Here is an 18,622-nt window from a genome sequence, read left to right as displayed (position 1 = left end):
TATATATTTAATTAACTTTTCCAACGCAATAATGATAATAAAAAGCAACTTTCCCGAAGAAAAGTCGCTTTTAAAACATATGGCTTCTACCGATTTTAATTAATTCACACTATCTCGAATTTAGCGCTTCGCCTTATAAAACTCATGATACAGCTTCATAAGCGCCCTTTTCTCTATCCTCGAAACATAACTCCGCGAGATCCCCAACTCCTTGGCAATCTCCCGCTGCGTCCTCTCTTCTCCACCTGTATCCAGCCCAAACCTACCCACCACAACTTCTTTCTCTCGGTCATCCAGAATATCTAGGTTGCGATAAATCTTACTCTTCTCGATCTTCAAATCCACTTCTTTAATAACATCATCCGCTTCCGAACCGAGGATATCAATGAGTGTAATTTCATTACCTTCTTTGTCAGTCCCAATTGGATCGTGCAGGGATACGTCTTTACGAGTTTTCTTCAAGGATCTTAGGTGCATCAGGATTTCGTTCTCAATACAACGGGCAGCAAAAGTGGCTAGCTTTGTCCCTTTGTTCGGGCGGTAGCTCTCGATAGCTTTAATCAAGCCGATCGTGCCGATGGAGATTAAATCCTCCATGTCTTCTCCGGTATTATCGAATTTTTTCACTATATGGGCAACGAGCCGCAAATTATGCTCAATCAACAAATTGCGGGCCTTGGCATCTCCCTCAGCCATCATCCCTAAGTATCGGCTTTCCTCCTGCTCCGAGAGCGGTTGTGGAAATGCATTATTCCTTACGTATGATACCAGCAGCGTCAGTTCTTTGATCAGCAACGCAATCGTGCTTAAGAATCCAGGCAACTTGGCGACACCTCCCGCACTTGTACAATGAAACCGATCTGTTTGCCTTACGGGTTCATGGTCATCCTTATTGTATGTGGGCGTGCGCCTAGAAGTGCCTGTACGGGGGAAATTGTACAACCACAGAAATTTATTTTTCATACGAGAAATCAGTCATACTCTACTCAATTACTTGTCTTTTTAACACAATGTTGTTAGCGGTAATTCTCACTCTCTTCTGATGTTAAATTCCGCTTCACTAGACGTAAGAACCTTAATGATGTCCTTGTCAAAAGCAACCTTCAAAATAGACTCTGGTGATTGTTCTATAATACCGCCGCAAGAATCTCCCGACGGATCACCGTATACAGCCGAAGCCAGCCAGTGGATTCCAGGCTCAAGGAAAGTCGTCAGTGTAGGCAAAACAGTCCGGGGATGAAGCAGGTTTGTGTTGGCATTAGGCCAAATTAGCTCAGCCTTTTCGTAGCCGATCAAACCCTTGACTCCGCTTATTCCCCTTGCTGTAGATACTGCCGCGGTTGTAAGGCCGATCTGCTGTTCCACCCCCGCTTCCTGACCAAGCGCGAAGCCGCCCTCTGCGGCGTCCAACGGTCGTCCGGTCTCGATCCGGTGTATCCGAATATGCCAAGGCAGCCCAGCAACGATCCAGGTCCGAACCTCCACATTAGTCCATGGCTTCCAGACAGAGTGCAGCACATTGTCCACAATTCTTGACTCCATATTCCGCCGTCTGACCCGATACAAGTTGTCCCCGCTCTCACTTAGAGCGAGCATGGAATCAAATGCCCCTTGAGACAATCCCCATTCGGAGCGGGGTACGCTGAACCCGAAGCCTGTTGAGTATACGAATTTCTCATACTTGGCAGACGTGTGGGTATGCTCATTCGTATATAGATGACCACTGTTGAAGGCAGCCACATGGCCGGAAGCAGGTTCGCGGACAATGACAAGATGCGCAGGCTTCTGGACTATAACTGCAGGAATATCCGGCAGCGGCAGTTCCTCTTCCTTCCAGAATGGATGCTCCGCGCTGAGAGCCAATGGCAGGAATGTCTTTAACGCCCAGTAGGGGGAACCGGGAGCGTTATAATTCTCCGCCATGACCAAGTTGGGGTAGGTATAACCAATCGTCAGAATGCCTCCGGCATCAAAGATCGGCTGGCTGAACCACCAGCGCAAATTGCGCAGTACTAATCCTTTGACCACACCTACAGGGAATCCTTCAACGCCTGCATAGACGAGGGCACCCCAGAAAGCAGACTGGGCAAAGCGGTAGGTTAAGCTCCTTCCATAAGGAAGGGCAGATCCGTCCGGAGCGAACCAGCCCAAGAATTCGGTGGCAAAAAGCCGGGCCCGTTCTTTGAACACCTGTGAACGTTCCGGGTCCTCCTGTTCCATCAGCTTCGCGTACAGTAACGCATAGTAATGGATGGCAAAAGGAACATAATAATCGCTATGCCCGTTAATTCCATCACTGTACCAGCCATCACCCAGATAGAAATCATCCATTCGCTTCAGATTGTTCTCTAGCTGCTCCGCGTCGTAGGGTCGGCCGATTCTGCGGAATCCGACATTAACTAGCACGTTGAAGAACAGCCAGTTGCAGTCATAGCAAGGATGGGAATTAATCTGATTCAGCCAGCTGTACAATTGCTCCTGTTCCTTCTGGGTAAGTGGTGACCAGATCTGTCCAGGAATGGCGGCTAAGGCGAAACCGAAGACCGCCATCTCTACCAGACGCTGGTCATAATCTTGAACTTCACCCCAGTATTCTTCATGGGCAGGATCCGTGCCGTGGCGTATGCCATCCAGCACAGTATCCCAAAGCCCGTTTTCTCCGCCTCCCATGAGCAGGGGCACTAAGCCCCACAATACCCGGGAGAAACCTTCCATTTCTGCAGTTGCTGCTGAATAGCTGGCTCCTGTTCCGCCGATTGCCAGCCGTGCGCCGCCTCTGCTGTAGAGCGGCCGAAGCGGTTCTGTAAGCTGTTCAAGAGCAGAGACCAGATCCTCCCGGGTCTTTAGCGGATTTTTAGCAATAGTCGTAAAAGTCTTTTCAGTCTGCATTATATGCCCCCTATTCCCAGTAGAACGGTCCGGCTTCTTTTAGCCGGGCTAGCGCTTCGACATAGAAGAAATCGCCATAGATAAGCGGAACATCTATATTCCGATCTTCAGGATAGTTACTCGTACCATGAAGCAGCAATCCTTCTTCTTCTGCATTGTCCCAAGTTCCATAATTCCGATAAAGGGATTCAGTAATTCTTATAGCCCCGTTCCGATACACATGAGCCTCCGAGTCGTCCACCTGGCTAGCCAGCAGGAGCAAGCCACTCGCTGCACAGGAACCAGCAGAGCTATCCCGAATCTCGCCAACTTCACCGGGAGCACGGAAATCCCAATGTGGAACGTGATCTTCGGGCAGACGGGTCAAGAAGAAATGCGCGACCTGCTTGGCTGCATTAAGATAACTCTGCTTGCCCGTATGATGATAGGCCAATGACAGTCCGTAGAGCGCCCAGGCTGCCCCGCGCGACCAAGCCGACTCGGGCGCATAACCTTGCCCGCCAAGCTTTTCAACCACTTCGCCCGATTCCGGGTTGAATTTGACGATGTGATAAACCGAACCATCCGGCCGGATGAAATGCTCCAGCACCGTATCCATATGCGCCTCAGCGATATGCCGATAACGTGGATCCCCTGTTACTTCGGAAGCCCAGAAAAGCAGGCTGGTATTCATGCAGCAATCGATAATGGCTACCCCGCTGTTATCCTCGCCTTCACTCCATGGATTCCAGGCCCGGATGTAGCGTCCTTTCAGATTGAAGCGGGCCGCCAGATAGTTGGCTGCCTTCAACGCCCGGACTCGTGATGCTTCTCTGCCCGTGAGCTTATAGTTCGCAACACTGGTCAACAGCCACATAAAGCCTAGATCATGGTCCAGCTTCACATAACCATCCAGCACCTCGTCAAGCCGTTCCTCACACTGCTCAGCAACCGCTTTCAAATCCTCATCACCACTCTCAGCATAGAGCTGCCAGAGCATTCCCGGCCAAAAGCCGGCTGTCCACCAGTTTGGTGCTTCAAGCACGTATTTGCCGCCTTGACTGGCATGGGGGAATTCTGCACCGATTCTCCGACTGTTCGTTCTAGTCTTCTCCAAGGCTTTGCCCCAAGCCTCGTCTACCCAAGCTTGCTTTACTAATCTACTCATCTAAATCCCGCCTTTATTCGAATTAGCCTCTACCCTCTGATAGAGGACTTTTTATAAGCTCAGGCCCATCTTTTATAGAAATTGAAAAGTGAATGCCAGTTTGCCCACCGCGCCAAGCTGAAGCACATGGAAGTCCAGACTATACCAGAGCTTCTCCATGCCAAAATGATCCCGGTACATATGCACAGTAATCTCCGGCTCAACTTTCAGCGAATCGTATGTCACTTCAACGCCGCGAGCCGTAGTCCCCGGCAGCAGCAAGGTACCCGGATGAAGGAGCTTAGGCTCACGCCAGGTGACAAACCGCTCCGTCCAGCACGCCGGAATTCCCGCATACCGGTAAGTGTCTGTAAGCTCCAGCCGTGGACATTCCTCTTTATGCCAGACGAACGAACGGATTAAGGACTGTAGTCCTGTTACCTGATAAGCCTGTGTCAGATCCAATGTCAGCTCATCATTCTCCTCCGCCGATGCATGCAGCACTGTGGAGCTGAACGCCCGACCGGCCAGCTGATACTGGCCATCAATGATCGGCAGCGAATGACCCTGCGATCCATTGCAGTCATACTGGTAACGGCCAGCCCCAAAATAATCAGCAGTATACTCTCCGCTTCCAAGATCGGATGCGTAGATCTCTCCCCGGCCGCTCAGAATGAAATGTCCCAGATCATTATGGTTATGCGGTTCAGCATTGTGCCCGCCCTTGGCGGCGAATCCGAATGAACCCGCCTCCGACACATGACGCGAGACAAGCCAAGCGGCATCAGGGAGATAATAGCTGGCGGCTCGCCAAGCTTCGTCCTCCTTGCCAGCCCTGGTCCAGATCAGATTGCGGAAAGCCGGTGCAAAGCGGCTGCAATGATCTTCAGTGTAAGGAGCGCGCAAAGCGGATGGGGGGCGTTCGACATCCGTACAGACTTCCGCCAGATAATGGGACAATCCCATATGTACTAGCACCTGAGGCACTGAATCAGAGAAATTGGCTACATGACTTCCGTCAATGAAACATTTTTGTTGGAAGCGCGCGATTTGCGCTACCTTCTCTTGGTTGAACCAGTCCAGTCTGCCTGTGCTTCTGGAGCAGAGCAGATCGCTATAATAAGTGAAATAACCAAACCCATAATTCCAGTACCCAAGGCCTTCCAGACAGGCACCGTCCTCACCGAACCCTTCCAGGTAATACAACATGGCGCGCTCTGTCCTCAGCAGAATATCCGCAAGCATGGCTGGGTCCTCCACAGACAGCAAGGCAGCAGCCCCGATTGATCCCGCACAGACCGCTGCCCAATTATGCCGCGCTGTCTCCCAATCATAAGGGCCATTTTCAAGAAATGGACGAAACAGTCTCCGCTCTACTTCATGGTGGATTCGGGATCTCAGAAGCTGCGAAAGTCGTTCCCCGAGCAAAAGTAAAACTTCACTTAAAGTAAATCCGGTCTCGGAAGAAAACAGATCAATATACCGGTTGATATCAGCTGCATTATGATCCGCTGGGAGGTGGGCCGGAAGACACCAGGTGTACTCATCGCATATAGCCCAGAGGATGTCCTCCAGCTTCTCCAGTACTTCCGGATGTTCCGGCTCCAGCAAAGCCAGAAATACATAAGTATTCAGCCTTCTTCTCCGTTCAAAATAGACCCGTTCATATTCCAGCCTCGAACCCGTACGCGAATAAATGGAAAATAACGTATACGACAGTTCAGGTATAGACTGCCCGTCCAGCCTTACCGCCTCCGCGCGGATCTCGCTGATATCTGCCTGTAGTACTCCCGATGATAACGCCCGTTTCCAAAAAGCAGCCGCATCCCCCTTTGGATAATACAAGCTCAGATCGACTGGCTTCATTTCATGCACTATTTCCAAAAGCATCTGTTTATTCATGCCTTTTTTCCTCCTTATAGGTCAGTCAGATCCGCGAAGCATCTTATTCTTCACTAATATGGCTGAATACTTTTTATTCCAAGGCATGATCTCTCATAACATCCTCACCGGCTGCAATTTTTAGTGAAGTCCATTTCATCTCTTCCCCTGACCAGAATGGATCAGAAGGGAGCAGCCCCAGCGGGAGGAATACGGAGGCGCATAAATAAAGACTGCCTGTATTGATATAGCTCTCCGCAAGCTCCGGCTGATAACCGTATACCCCCGGACGTAGCCATCCGGACTCATCAAGCGTACCCGGATATTCCATAATTCGCGTAATCACAGCTGTCAAAGCGCAGCGTACCTGTGCAGGGGGCAATGCTTCCTCCAAAAAATGCTGCAGCGCCGCCTGCGACAGCAGTTGAAACGCCCCAAAACGGTAAACGATCGAACGCCCGATAAAGGGATAGGTTCCATCCGGTGCAATGATCCGTTCGAGAACAGTAGCGTATCGCTGTGCCCGTTGCTGAATCAGCGGTTTCAATGCGGAATATTGCTCCGACTCCAGTTCAAAAAGTGCTACCACATCCATCAGCATCGGCTGAATAACAAAGCTGTTGTAATAATCCCAGTGAAAGTCCTTGCCATCCCCGTAAACTCCGTCGCCCTTATACCAATCCATGAACATATGGACCGCATAGCCAACGCGCATCCGGTCATATTCAGGATCGCCAAGTATATACAAAGCGGCTTCCACCATTGCGCTGAACAGCAGCCAGTTGCTGCCGCTTGGCGCTGTCCGGCGTGTCTGCTTCAGCGCTGTTATTACATTGCCTTTGACCCGCGCACTCAGCTTGCCGGCAAGCTGCTTTGGTGCACGCACCAGCGCATGTGCCAGGAATGCCGCATCTACCAGCGGTTGGCCTTCAGCCTTGAATTCCATATAGTCAGGTGAATTCGGATCAACAGCGGCATCAATGGCTTCCAGCATTAGCCCGGCATAACGCGCTCTAAGCTGTTCTTCCTCACCCTCAAGTCCCTCTAGCTCAAGCCAAGGGGCCATTCCACATGCCAATCTAGCAAAAGCCTCCAAATGGGCAAACTGGCTCCGGTCACTATGAAACTTTGTAGGCAACTGTTCCTTTAATTTCCGCTCAGCCAAAGCATTCAGCACAGGCCCCCCGATCAGCAGCATTGTATCCAGCCAGTATTTACGCTGTTCCTTCCCATTCATGCACAATTCCACCCTTTCAATTGCATCTAATCAGCTACAGCTACTTCTCTTGCCTACCGCCTGAATCTTGTTATATTGCGTAATCTTCTACTATAGTTTAGTGTTGTATTATTGCAATGTCTTTGCGAATAATGATGTTTTATTGCGTATATTGTGATCAATCTGAAAGGGGCAATTCCAATGAAGCATGCCCAGTATTATGAGCCGTTCGATGGAGATATTCTGGCAGGTATCGGAAATTCGCCGATCTCACCTACCAGGGATTTCCACATCCATGACCACTATGAAATTTTCCTGTTCTTGGGCGGCAAGGTGAACGGTTTTGTAGATCAGTTCAGCTATCCCCTGCAGCGGGGCAATGTCCTGTTGTTCAACAATCACGAGATTCATAAAATCATCAATTTATCTCCGGAGCCCTATGAACGGTTGACTATCCATTTCAAAGCTCCGCTTGTCTATCCCTTCTGTACCGCAACTACAAATCTGCTCGCTTGTTTCCAGAACCGCCAGCCCGGAGAGCATAATCTCGCGCAAATGGATGACCCGCTGATTGCAGAGTATACAGCCCTTGCTTCCCGCCTGATTGAGACATTAGAGAATCAGCAGTACGGGAGCGAAGTTTTGGCTCTGACCTACCTGGTTCAGATCCTCGTCCTCATCAATGAGCTGTACAGCCGCACCCGATCTACCGTGCCCAGCATCATTTCCTCACATATTCAATCAGCCATGAGCTATATCGACAACCACTTGCATCTAAATCTGTCACTGGAGCAAATCGCTGGAGAACTGAACGTCGATAAATATTATCTCAGCCATCTGTTCAAACAGCAGACAGGCGGAACCATCTACCGTTACGTCTTGCTCAAAAAAATTGCGTTATCCAAGCAGCTCTTGTCCGCCGGGAACTCCGTATCCGATACCTGCTATCTGTCCGGCTTTAACGATTATGCCAATTTCATCCGTACCTTCAAGAACATCACGGGCATTCCACCCGGAAAATATAGTAAAAGAAGCTGAGCTTTAAAACTCAAATTCAAGGATTCTTCAAAAAAGATGCAATCGCTACTGCGGTGAATAGTTGGACTTCCGGCCGCTGTTTTCCTAAGCACTCCCCCGTCTCTCCAAATCTATAAAGAACCTGGCAGCCCGCTTAATGCAGCCTGCCAGGTTCTTTGAAATGCTACTTACAAATATCCCAGCAGATTGGAGATAACTTGCGCACCTTCGGCACGGGTCATCGTCTCTTGTGGCGCGAATTGCTTATTGCCGCGTCCCTTGATCAGTCCCGCCTGTTCGGCGATGTTTGCTGCGTTCTTCGCCCAGTCATGAATCTGGGAATAATCACTGAACGATCCTACAGCAGGTTCATTGGTCTCGCTTCCCTGCAAATATTCATAAGCACGAACGATCATCACAGCCATTTCCTCGCGGGTAATGCTCTGATCCGGGGCGAACGAATCCGCACTGCGTCCGAGCACGATACCCGTTCCGCTAACAGCTGCAACGGCTTCGGCATACCAGGCTTTGGAATCCACATCACCAAATGTTGGATGGCTTCCTGCCTTAAGCCCAAGCGCGCGTGCAATCATAGCAGCGAATTGTGCCCTAGTTACATCCCCTTGCGGATTAAACTCCGTACTGGAAATGCCTTCAATAATATGCTTCGCAGCCATGGTCTTAATCACATTGCTGGCCCAGCTGTCACTGCTTACATCTGTGAACAGCTTATCGTATTCCAGGACTGCATACTGGCTGAAATGCCGTATTTCAGCAGTCCATTTACCATTAGTCAACGTTCCGCCCATGAATTCAAGCGCACCATTTGCAGAAACATAGTAGCTACCGAGCAAGCTTATATTGGCATCCGGATCTACGTTGAACGTAAGTGTCAACGGTTTATCAAAAGCAGTTACCGTTACAGCAGTGCCGTTGGCAGCAACAACCTCCAAGCTGAAGTTAATCACATCACTTGCCGCAGATAAATGTACGGAACCATTAACAGCCCGATTATTGATTAACTGTTCCACAGCATCTCTGGATACCTTCACTGCTGAGAGCTTAATTCGCGCCCCCTCCGTTTGACCTCCAGTAGCTTTTTCTTGAATGCTCTTCAGCACTTCTGGGGTCAGATCGATAGCAACCTTACTCCAAGCCAGACGTAGAGTGTTCTCTCCGATGATTCCTGATAGTCCTGCTGGAAGGAGCACGGATTCTGTAGCTTCAGTGAGCTGAACCGTTATTACTCCTCCAACCGGTGCCGTGAAATCCTTTCGATCAAGAACCTTTTCGGTCTGCAGCAGCGGTGTTGGCGTTGGGGACGGGATGACTGCTGGTGTCGGTGCTACCGTCCACACTGGTGCTTCCGTTGGCGCCGGCGTAGATGTTGGTACTGTTGTTGGCTCCGGTTCCGGCGTCGGCGTCGATGTCGGTGTTGGTGTTGATGTCGGTGTTGGTGTTGGTGTTGGTGTTGGTGTTGGCGTCACTACCGGAGGTTGCTCTGCTTCGCCCACTGTCACGGTTCTAGTCACTTCGATAGCCGCGTTGCCCGCCGCATCACTCACATTATAATGATAGGTGTAGATGCCTGCCGCCTTAGTATCCAGTGCCAGCACATTCTCCTCATTCTTCGTAATCGTTGCTATAATAAGCTCCGTAATGTCGCCGTCACGGTCATCTACCGCTGTCGCTCCGGCATCCATATAGCTTGCGCCATTTTCCAGTTGAATGGACGGTTCACCAAGCAGTGTAATCACCGGCTTCATTACATCCGGATCAAGTGCAACGACTACTTTTCTTGTCACTTCTTCAGACTTATTGCCTGCGGTATCGCTGACATTATAATGGAAGGTATAAATATCAGCTTTCGCTGTATCGAGAGCAGTCAAGCCGTATACTTCACTGCTAACTGTTGTTGTTATACGGTCTGTAATATCACCATCCTTGTCATCATAAGCAGTCGCTCCTGCATCTGTATATTCAGAACCGATGTGCAAATTCACTATTGCATCACCTAACAGAGTAATCAAAGGCTGAACAGTATCCGGTTCCGGCAGCTTGATTGTTCCGCTCACCGAACTGTCCGCTGTGGCCTCTCCCTTACTCAGTGATACCGTAAAGCTGAAGCTGCCGTTAGTCTCATCGGTTGCTTCTTGGAAGGAAGACAAGGTAATCTCACCGATCGTAACTCCGGTATCATTGAGACCGGGCAGAGCGCCTATCGTCTGCAGCAGCCAAGTCTGGACAGCTTCTTCGCTGTTTGCCACTTCCTTCTGCACGCTGTATACCGCACCTTCTATGATACTCTTAGCCTCATTTACAGCCTGCTCATTAGCAACACTGGCTTTATCTCTAGCTACAGCCACATAGCTGATCAATGCAGCCTGATTGCCTGAATACGTATTGTTTATTGAGTATTTCACAGTACCGCTCACCGGAAGCGTGAAGTCATAGTTAATCATAGCGCCATTAGGACCTGCGACGAGTCCGGTTCGGACCGGTTTGGTCACTTCTTTCCCTTCAGCGTCGATATAGCTAAGCGTAATATCCATCGTGCGGTTGGTGTTGTTCCACCAGTCCCGATGGAATGACGTAATCGTATATTTGCCTGCGTTCAAAGGGAGCAGGTATACAAGTGGATTATTTTTTGTATCCGAACCATAAACACCTGTCTGACTTTTATCAGAAGGAACTACAGCGCCACCAAGCCCCTTGAGGAGGTACTTAGTACTGGTATGCCCCCATACGCCATTGCCTGTCGAAGGCTGATCCGCCTTGTTATTAAGCAAGCTGTCACCTACAAAATCCTTGATTAACGTATACGGCGGCGTGATACCGTCCACCGATACACCAGCATCGAGGAAGTATAAGAGCCCCTCCGGTACCACTTCCACATAACAAGTTGTTTTCAGATTTCCATAAGTGCCGGTTACAGCTACCCGTTCATAAGGATTGTTGAAGCTGGCTGCATTTACATTCCACTTTACTGATACCAGCAATTTGGATCCGTCTGCCCGAGTGGCTTCCACCTTGTCTGGAAGATTCGGCAGTTTTCCAGCATAAGTAGCCAAATCCTGAGGAGCGACAAGCTCCCGTATATCTCCCGTAGTCAACTGGTTCTGGGCGGAGATCAGGCGTGCTTCAAGCTGAGTAACTCCTTCCTGATCCAATTTGTATAAAATAGGATTATCCAGTGCTCCCTGTGCATCGCTCTGTGCATCTACGAAGAGCTGCCAGTCTCTGTCCGAATATTCATCCTGTTTGTTCATTTCTTTCGCGGCTGTTACCGCCGCCTGAAGAGCAGCAGTATCTACAGTACCGGTTACTTCCCCGGAAACAACCGCCACCGCGTCGACAACCAAGGTGCCGCTTACCACCTTTATCTGCACATGGTGCTGGCCATATTTAAGCCCGCGGAGTGCGTACGTCTGGTACAGCTCCTTGGAAGCTACTGTATCAGCCAATAGAGCAATAACTTTTCCGTCCACCGTTACCTCAAGCTTCGCCGATCCGTTATTCGCTCCTAGAATATCCAGTCCGGTGCCTTCAAACGTATATTCCATTGCAGCGTCTACAGCCTGGCTGGTAGAAAGAGAACGCTGGTAAATGTACATGCCCGCTCCATTTATATGGCTCCACGACCCGGTATATATCAGTTTAGGATTCGGAGCCGCAGCCAGGTCATACATTTCAAGATTGTCTAGAAGCTCTGAATAATACGGCGTGTAGCCCTCAACCTTCTCCACCTTCAAATTATCGAAGCGGACGTGATAGTAGCCGCTGGCCAGATCTACCCGGCCGGACAATTCAGGAGTAGGGTCGGTATAGGAAGCCAGCTTCACCCCATCCAGATAGGCAGTCACTTTATCACCTGCAACCTGAACGGCAATATTATGCCATGCGTCATATGCGGTATCGAATCCGTCGATCTTCACGCCGCCGGAACCGTTCGCGGCATTTCCGCTCGCAACTGCGCTATTGTTGACCAGCAGCTGCCAGCCGCCGTCGAACCAGAATTTCAGCACATACGGTGTACCGGTTATGGAGTGGGAACTGCCACCTCCCTGATAACGGGCGCCTATCGCAGCATAATTGGCTCCGCCCTGAGTATTGTTTGTTTCGAACGATACATCAACACTGGCCTTGTAGTTCATCCACCGGTTGTCGCCGATGGCCGTTACGGGATCTCCGCTGTTCCATGTGCCGCCAAGCCCCATGGTTCCCGTGTCCAGCTGCTGCCGCAGGACATAATTGTCTGAACCGTCCGGAAGATAGGCCTCAAATGCCCCGTTGCGGTCATGGGTATAACGCGGGATAACGCTTTGGGAACCGCCGCGGGATTCGATATAGCTCTGGGTACCCTCAGATTGACCGCCTGCACCAATCTTCACAACAGTCTGCTTGGAATAGTCAAAATCATCAGCGTACAGAATGTTGTCCCCAGTACTGTGTCCTGCTCCTGTAGCATCAGTATCCAGTACGGTACGCTCGCCTTCTACAGGCAGCGGTGTATTATATTCTTCTTTGTCCTTGTTCTTCAAAGTAGACACAGTCACGGTCGAATACGGTTTAACCTTAACGGTATACACCCCGCTGCCATCAGCAGTGGCATCACCGAGATACTGCATATAATTGCTGTTGAACGCTTCTCCTGCATCAGCGGCACGGGTTTCCCATACTTCCATGGATGGATTACCCGTATAAGCCATATTGACTGTCTGCAGCTTGTAGATTTTGGAATACTCGCTATCGTTCACGATAACCGTCGAGAAATCTTTTTTATCAGGTGCTGCAAGGGTTATATAGCTAGGGGAACCGTTGCGGCCGCTGACCGGATTGGTGCCTGTCGCACCTGTAGAGCTGGCTTGAGGAACCGCTCGCCAGATCCCAGCAGTATTATCCTCGTTCTCCCAGCCTACATTCGCAAACCAGCTGTAATGCTGCAGAGTGACAAGACCCGCATCATAATGAATCCATCCCGACCACGGATCGCGCATGCTGACCAATTCCTTGAAGGAATATTGTCCGCCTTCATAAAAGGAACCAATGGCTGGCTGGTAAATAAAGTGTGTCCGGCGGGAGTTAACGAATCCTTTAATAATCGTGTTACTCATCTCCAGCGGACTGCCGACACCACCAATGCCGGTTCCTGCCACTGTAGGATCTTTCATATTGTTGTTGGGACGGAAAGAGGAATTACTGAAGGTAGACTGCGCCTCGCTGTTCCAAACCTCAATATCATATTGTTCTGCAAGTTTTTTGAAATTGCCTGCGCTGTCGTCGTCCGTGTTGTAGTGGTATCCAGCGATCGGCACAGCTTCCCGCAGAGAAGGATCACTCACCATACTGGCACCGAAGCTGCCAATCCCGACTTCATCGGATATCACAGACTTGATCCGGTTGTACAGTTCCCGCTCTTCGGTGCTGTTGAAGCCTTCGCTGTCAGTCTTGACTCTCTCAGCGTACTGTTTGGTCCACGCCAAATCTGGAGCGTGCTCGTTGATATAAGGATTAACGTAATCGGCCATATAACCGTATTCACGATAAGCGGCCAGAATGGTTTTTTTGTACCAGGTATAGATTTTGTCGTTGTTATTCGCCCAGGCCGGAGCACTCCATCTCAGGATGCTCACTTTAAGATCAGGGTTCACTGCCTTGGCATCTGCGGCAAGCTGGAAGCCGGGATGCCGGGTAACATTTGCCTCTTCATCGGCCGTACGCATAGTCGCCGGGTCAGGTCCCGTGGAGTTATTGCGGTCATTGCCCATCTCGATTTTCACATGCGTCATGAGCGGATGTTCTCCACCGAACAAGATCTGTAGCATTTCTGCATAAGCCTCTGGATACTCTGACTTATAGTCCAGCAAAAGCGCACTGGTGCTGTTAGCGCTTAGTACGCCAAATCCCTTGAATGTGAGGCCGTTGACATTGTCAGCTTGGATATCGTTGCCGTCAAGCAGAACCTTGACCATAGAAGCTGCGCTCTGTGTAGCCTCTTCGATCTGTTTCTTGATTCCGCCCTTGGCAACGGCGAACCAGCTCAAAATAGGTTTTTCGTCAGCAACATAGGCGTAAGTCAACGTCATTGGACTACTAACGTCAATGTCTCCAGGAATGGTGAATTCGCCGGAAATTAGTTTAGTCACATTAGTGTTGAACTGGTCAAACAAGATGTTCTTGGTTGCCCCGCTAGCATCCTTATACTCGATCTGAGGACGTATTACACGGGAGCGGCTGCCGTACCAATCATGGAAACCGCTGCTGAGCGTATAGGTTCCAGCTTCAAGCGCTTTTAATTTATACACGATATGATTGCTGGCAGGGTCGGCACGAAGTCCGACAGTCCATAGGGACGGATCGGTGGCTGGATCGGTAAGTCCCCCGTCTTTGGAATTCTTGACCTTGTTTACGGAATCATCAAATCCCCAGTCCGCCGTACCGCTGATATACTTCTGGTCGGGTGACTGGTTGAGCAAATCGCTGCCGCTCAGCGTGCGGACCGCTTCGTACAGCGGCGAGGAAGTAGGCCCGTTGCCTACGGAATCGCCCCCTCTGCCGCTATCCACAAAGTAAACCAACGGATTACTTGCGGGCGGAATAACTTCAACACTGGCTACGACCGGCCCCCCGTTTGCTGTACCGCTGACGGTCACGGCATCGTATGGCACGGCAAAGGTATCTGCTCCAATATTCCAGTTCACTGCTGTGCTCTGGCCTCCGATATCAATGCTGGCTGGCAGCGTTGTATCTGCAATTGTTGTAGCCCCCATATGGGCGGCAGCGTAGATAGAATTTACGGTAGCAGCAGAGGCTGCAGGCAGAGTGAATGCCGGAAACATCCCAACTACGAGCGCAGTAGTCATCGTTATTGAGAAAAGCCTTTTTCGAAAGTGCTTTCTGTTCATTCTCTTCTCCTCCTTTGATGGCCAATAATAAAAGAAAGCGTATTCATTTTATTGTTAAATGAATAATTACTAGAGTTATACAGATCCCTTTGACTTATAAAAAAACCTGGCAGCCTATGAAGCATGCAACTGCCAGGTCAAATACGGTTCTAGCCCTTAATGCCCGATGCTGCAACACCTTGTACAAAGTACTTTTGCAGAGCCAGGAAAACAATTACAACCGGAATAATGGACACCACACTCGCGGCCATAATCAGGCCATATTCGGCGGAATATTGCGAGATGAACATTCTTAGTCCGATTTGGATAGTCTTGAGTTTCGTATCTGTCAGATAAATCATTGGCCCTAGGAAGTCATTCCAGGTAGCGACAAAGGTGAAGATCGTCAATGTAGACAATGCTGGCTTGGACAACGGCAGCATGATTCGCGCCCAAATTCCATATTCGCTCAAGCCGTCAATACGGGCAGCCTCGCATAATTCATCCGGAACACCTTGATAGAACTGGCGCATCAGAAATACTCCAAATGCCGAGAATGCCTGCAGCAGTATGATTGCCAAATGCGTGTTGTTAAGTCCCATGTAACGCATCAGGATAAATTGCGGCACCATGTAAGCCTGCCAAGGGATCGCAATTGTTGCAATATATCCAAGGAATAGAATGTTTTTTCCCCGGAAATGCAGTTTGGAGAACGCGTACGCAGCAAAGCTGGAAGTCAGTAGTTGTAGAATCGTTACGATAATCGATAATTTCGCCGTATTGTAAATAAAACGGCCCAGCGGAATCCGTGTCCAGATATCCGCGAAATTCTCCCAGCGCGGATTCTGTGGAATCCACTGCATTGGGAAGGAAAACACATCTTTGTTCATCTTGAGTGAAGAAGACAACATCCATATATACGGAACCAGCATCGCCAGTACTGTCGCAAACAACAAAATATACACAAGAACCATAATGCTGATTCTAAGTCCTTTACTTTTACCAACCATATCTTTTGAATCCTCCTATTGTCCGTATTTCTTCTCGCCGCGGAACTGGACGATGGTGATGCCAAGTACCAGCAGAAACAATACAATGGCCATGGCGCTGGCATATCCGTAATCAAGCGAGCGGAACGCCGTATTATAGATTTGATACACCATAACCCTTGTAGAATCATTCAACTGGTTATCGGCGCCGGCAAATAGGTTGATAAAGATATCGTAGACTTTGAACGAATTGATGACTAGAATCATCAGAACAAAGAAAGAGGTAGGCGCCAGTTGAGGGACCGTCACATTGCGGAATCTTCTCCACGCGCCCGCACCATCAAGTTCAGCAGCCTCATACAATTCAGGGTTGATGCCCTGAAGACCTGCCAAGTAAATAACCATGTAATAACCCATATTTTTCCACACTGTAAACAGTATTACTGTGAACATCGCCCAGTGTTTATCCGCTGCCCAGCGGGGAAGATCCTCCAGCGGGATACCGGTAAGGGTATGCAGGATATTGTTGATCGGACCCATCGTAGGACTGAAGATAAAGTTCCATACGGCAGCAACGGCTACCAGGGATGCTACATAAGGGAAAAAGAATACGGTTCTCATGAAATTGCGGGCCATTATCTTCTGATTAAGCAGAATCGCCAGCGCCAGCGCGACAATCATGGTGAACGGTACTACGCCAATAGTGTAAACAATGGTATTCCATAATGCTTTGTGAAATGTTGTATCTCTGATCAACCGGGTGAAATTGTCCAGCCCGATAAACTTCATTGGATTGGCCCCGTCCCATTTCACAAAAGCAAGGATAAAGGCAAAAAACATAGGTACCAGTGTAAACAGGGCAAATCCGATAAAGTTCGGCGCAATGAAGCTGTAAGCTACCAGGTTTTCCCGGACACCTTTTGACAAATGACGTTTAGGGATCTTTTTTGTACCCAATATGGTTTCGTTCTGCATTCTTTCTCCTCCAAACCTTCTAAAACTTTCCCCACAAATCTATACTTTTTAATATAAAAGGCGGGCTTTCACCCGCCCTTAGAACCGGCTCTCTTAAGGTTAATTATTCAAGAGCTGCTGTACGCGAGCATTCATATCATCCAAACCTTCGTCAATCGAAGCATTTTTAGTCATAATATTGTCATGCGCTTCATTCAAAATAACTTCGATGTCTGCGCTCTTTTCATGCATAGGCATTTCCAGATAAGTCTTAACAGTAGTCAGTGCCGCTTTGCTGTTCTCATCCGTAGGGAAGCCCTCGATGGAAGTAATGGAATTGATAACTTCATCATTCTTAATCGCTGGAATGGTTCCGGTGGAAGCAATGACTTTAGCGCCTTCTTCACCAGTCACGAATTTCATGAAATCAAGTGCGGCTTCTTTATGTTTGGATTTCTGATTTACAGCTAGGGATGTAATTGTACCCAAGGTTGTACCGGCTTCCACACCATCCGGATGAGGGTATTTCGCAATGCCCCAGTTAGCCGATTGGGACTCGCCACTCTTCACTTTCTCAATTTGTGTAGCGATAAACCAGCTGCCCATGTTCATAGTAGCAACGGAATTATTGTAGAATACGCCAGAATAGTGCGTGCTTGAAGTCTTCAGTGTGGCGTAATCCATTACGATGCCGTCTTCCTGTTCTTTCAGGATCCGCTCATAGGTTGGTTTCAAGAAATCGTAGTTTCCGTCAACAACAGTGTTCTTGCCGTCCAGAATACCGAACAGTTGAACCGCACTACGCCAAGTATGGTAGTGAGCTCCGTACACTTTTTCAGAACCGCTGCCGGAAGTCATTTTTCTGGCCAACTCATCATATTGCTCGAATGTCATATCATTGCTTGGATATTCCACGCCTGCTTTGTCGAACAAATCTTTATTGTAGTAGAGAATCCAGAAATCGCTGCGGAAAGGAAGCGCATACACCTCATCGTTCACTTCGATTTGTTCTACAGTACCTCCATATACCGAAGGATCAATAGCGTTGCCACTCATAAAGCTTTTAAGCGGCTCCAGGTGATTCTGTTTCACAAGGTTCGAGTAGCCCGGAATATCTTTAATTGTAAGTACGTCCAGATCTGCGCCACCGGACAGTTGTGTGCTTAACATGGTCATATAGTCCGTCGACCCCAGATCGACATATTCGATCGTTACATTCGGATGCTCAGCTTTATAGGCATCGATTAGCGGCTTGTAGTAAGCAGTAGCTTCCCAATCCCACAAGGCCCATTTCAAAGTCACAGGCTCCTGGCTCGGTTCAGCGGAAGCGTTTGCAGAATTCCCCGTTGCTGGAGCTGTCGTTGCAGCAGCACCTTCGTTGTTGTTATTACCAGAACATCCAGCCAACAGACTCATGGAGAATACTGTGGCGAGGGTTATGCCATAGAATCTTTTCAGTTTCATTTAAATATCCCCTTTTCTTCTGATTGTGTAACTACGATCGGCTCTTCTGAGCTTAGTTCAAAGTTTATAGCTTTTTTCGCAAGAATGGCATGCATTATCAAACAAAGTTCATTCACTTTTCTGTGTTCTTCTTCCCTGCTCCGGTTCAAACCTGTAATTTTCTATCTAAAACATGTAAAATATTCAGCTTATGTACCTCCCC

Annotated in this window: 10 protein-coding genes; 1 reads left to right on the top strand and 9 read right to left on the bottom strand. The window is 49.1% G+C overall.

Going from position 1 to position 18,622, the window contains the following annotated elements; translation table 11 throughout:
• Positions 1–120: 120 nt before the first annotated feature.
• The 5 genes from sigK to MHB37_RS06850 all read right to left on the bottom strand — a co-directional run bounded on the left by sigK (position 121) and on the right by MHB37_RS06850 (position 7,133).
• Positions 121–822, bottom strand: a complete 702-nt coding sequence (gene sigK, locus MHB37_RS06870) for an RNA polymerase sporulation sigma factor SigK (RefSeq protein ID WP_036675850.1) — start codon at positions 820–822, stop codon at positions 121–123.
• 207 nt (positions 823–1,029) lie between these two features.
• The gene (locus MHB37_RS06865; RefSeq protein ID WP_405169071.1) at positions 1,030–2,889 is read right to left on the bottom strand and encodes a DUF2264 domain-containing protein; all 1,860 of its coding nucleotides are present in this window, start codon (positions 2,887–2,889) and stop codon (positions 1,030–1,032) included.
• 10 nt (positions 2,890–2,899) lie between these two features.
• Positions 2,900–4,036, bottom strand: coding sequence for a glycoside hydrolase family 88 protein (locus tag MHB37_RS06860; RefSeq protein WP_076279533.1), 1,137 nt, complete (start codon positions 4,034–4,036; stop codon positions 2,900–2,902).
• A gap of 72 nt (positions 4,037–4,108) precedes the next feature.
• On the bottom strand, positions 4,109–5,917 hold the full coding sequence (locus MHB37_RS06855) for a heparinase II/III family protein (protein WP_076279532.1): 1,809 nt from the start codon (positions 5,915–5,917) through the stop codon (positions 4,109–4,111).
• A gap of 73 nt (positions 5,918–5,990) precedes the next feature.
• Positions 5,991–7,133, bottom strand: coding sequence for a DUF2264 domain-containing protein (locus tag MHB37_RS06850; RefSeq protein ID WP_312151334.1), 1,143 nt, complete (start codon positions 7,131–7,133; stop codon positions 5,991–5,993).
• Between the two features lie 180 nt (positions 7,134–7,313).
• Between MHB37_RS06850 and MHB37_RS06845 the strand changes: the two genes are divergently transcribed.
• Positions 7,314–8,150: an AraC family transcriptional regulator gene (locus tag MHB37_RS06845; RefSeq protein ID WP_076302157.1), complete on the top strand. Its 837-nt coding sequence runs from the start codon at positions 7,314–7,316 to the stop codon at positions 8,148–8,150.
• A 167-nt stretch (positions 8,151–8,317) separates the two neighbouring features.
• On the opposite strand, the gene MHB37_RS06840 is transcribed toward MHB37_RS06845, so the two are convergent.
• The 4 genes from MHB37_RS06840 to MHB37_RS06825 all read right to left on the bottom strand — a co-directional run bounded on the left by MHB37_RS06840 (position 8,318) and on the right by MHB37_RS06825 (position 18,420).
• Positions 8,318–15,034, bottom strand: a complete 6,717-nt coding sequence (locus MHB37_RS06840) for an S-layer homology domain-containing protein (RefSeq protein ID WP_405169070.1) — start codon at positions 15,032–15,034, stop codon at positions 8,318–8,320.
• A 149-nt stretch (positions 15,035–15,183) separates the two neighbouring features.
• Positions 15,184–16,023: a carbohydrate ABC transporter permease gene (locus MHB37_RS06835; RefSeq protein WP_081383301.1), complete on the bottom strand. Its 840-nt coding sequence runs from the start codon at positions 16,021–16,023 to the stop codon at positions 15,184–15,186.
• 15 nt (positions 16,024–16,038) lie between these two features.
• Positions 16,039–16,977: a carbohydrate ABC transporter permease gene (locus MHB37_RS06830; RefSeq protein WP_036675858.1), complete on the bottom strand. Its 939-nt coding sequence runs from the start codon at positions 16,975–16,977 to the stop codon at positions 16,039–16,041.
• A gap of 99 nt (positions 16,978–17,076) precedes the next feature.
• The gene (locus tag MHB37_RS06825) at positions 17,077–18,420 is read right to left on the bottom strand and encodes a sugar ABC transporter substrate-binding protein (protein ID WP_036675860.1); all 1,344 of its coding nucleotides are present in this window, start codon (positions 18,418–18,420) and stop codon (positions 17,077–17,079) included.
• Positions 18,421–18,622 lie beyond the last annotated feature (202 nt).

This window comes from Paenibacillus sp. FSL H3-0286, from assembly GCF_045040705.1.
Classification (GTDB): Bacteria; Bacillota; Bacilli; order Paenibacillales; family Paenibacillaceae; genus Paenibacillus_AQ; species Paenibacillus_AQ odorifer.
Note: the sequence above shows the minus strand (reverse complement) of the source record. Positions and strands in the feature narration are given on the sequence as shown.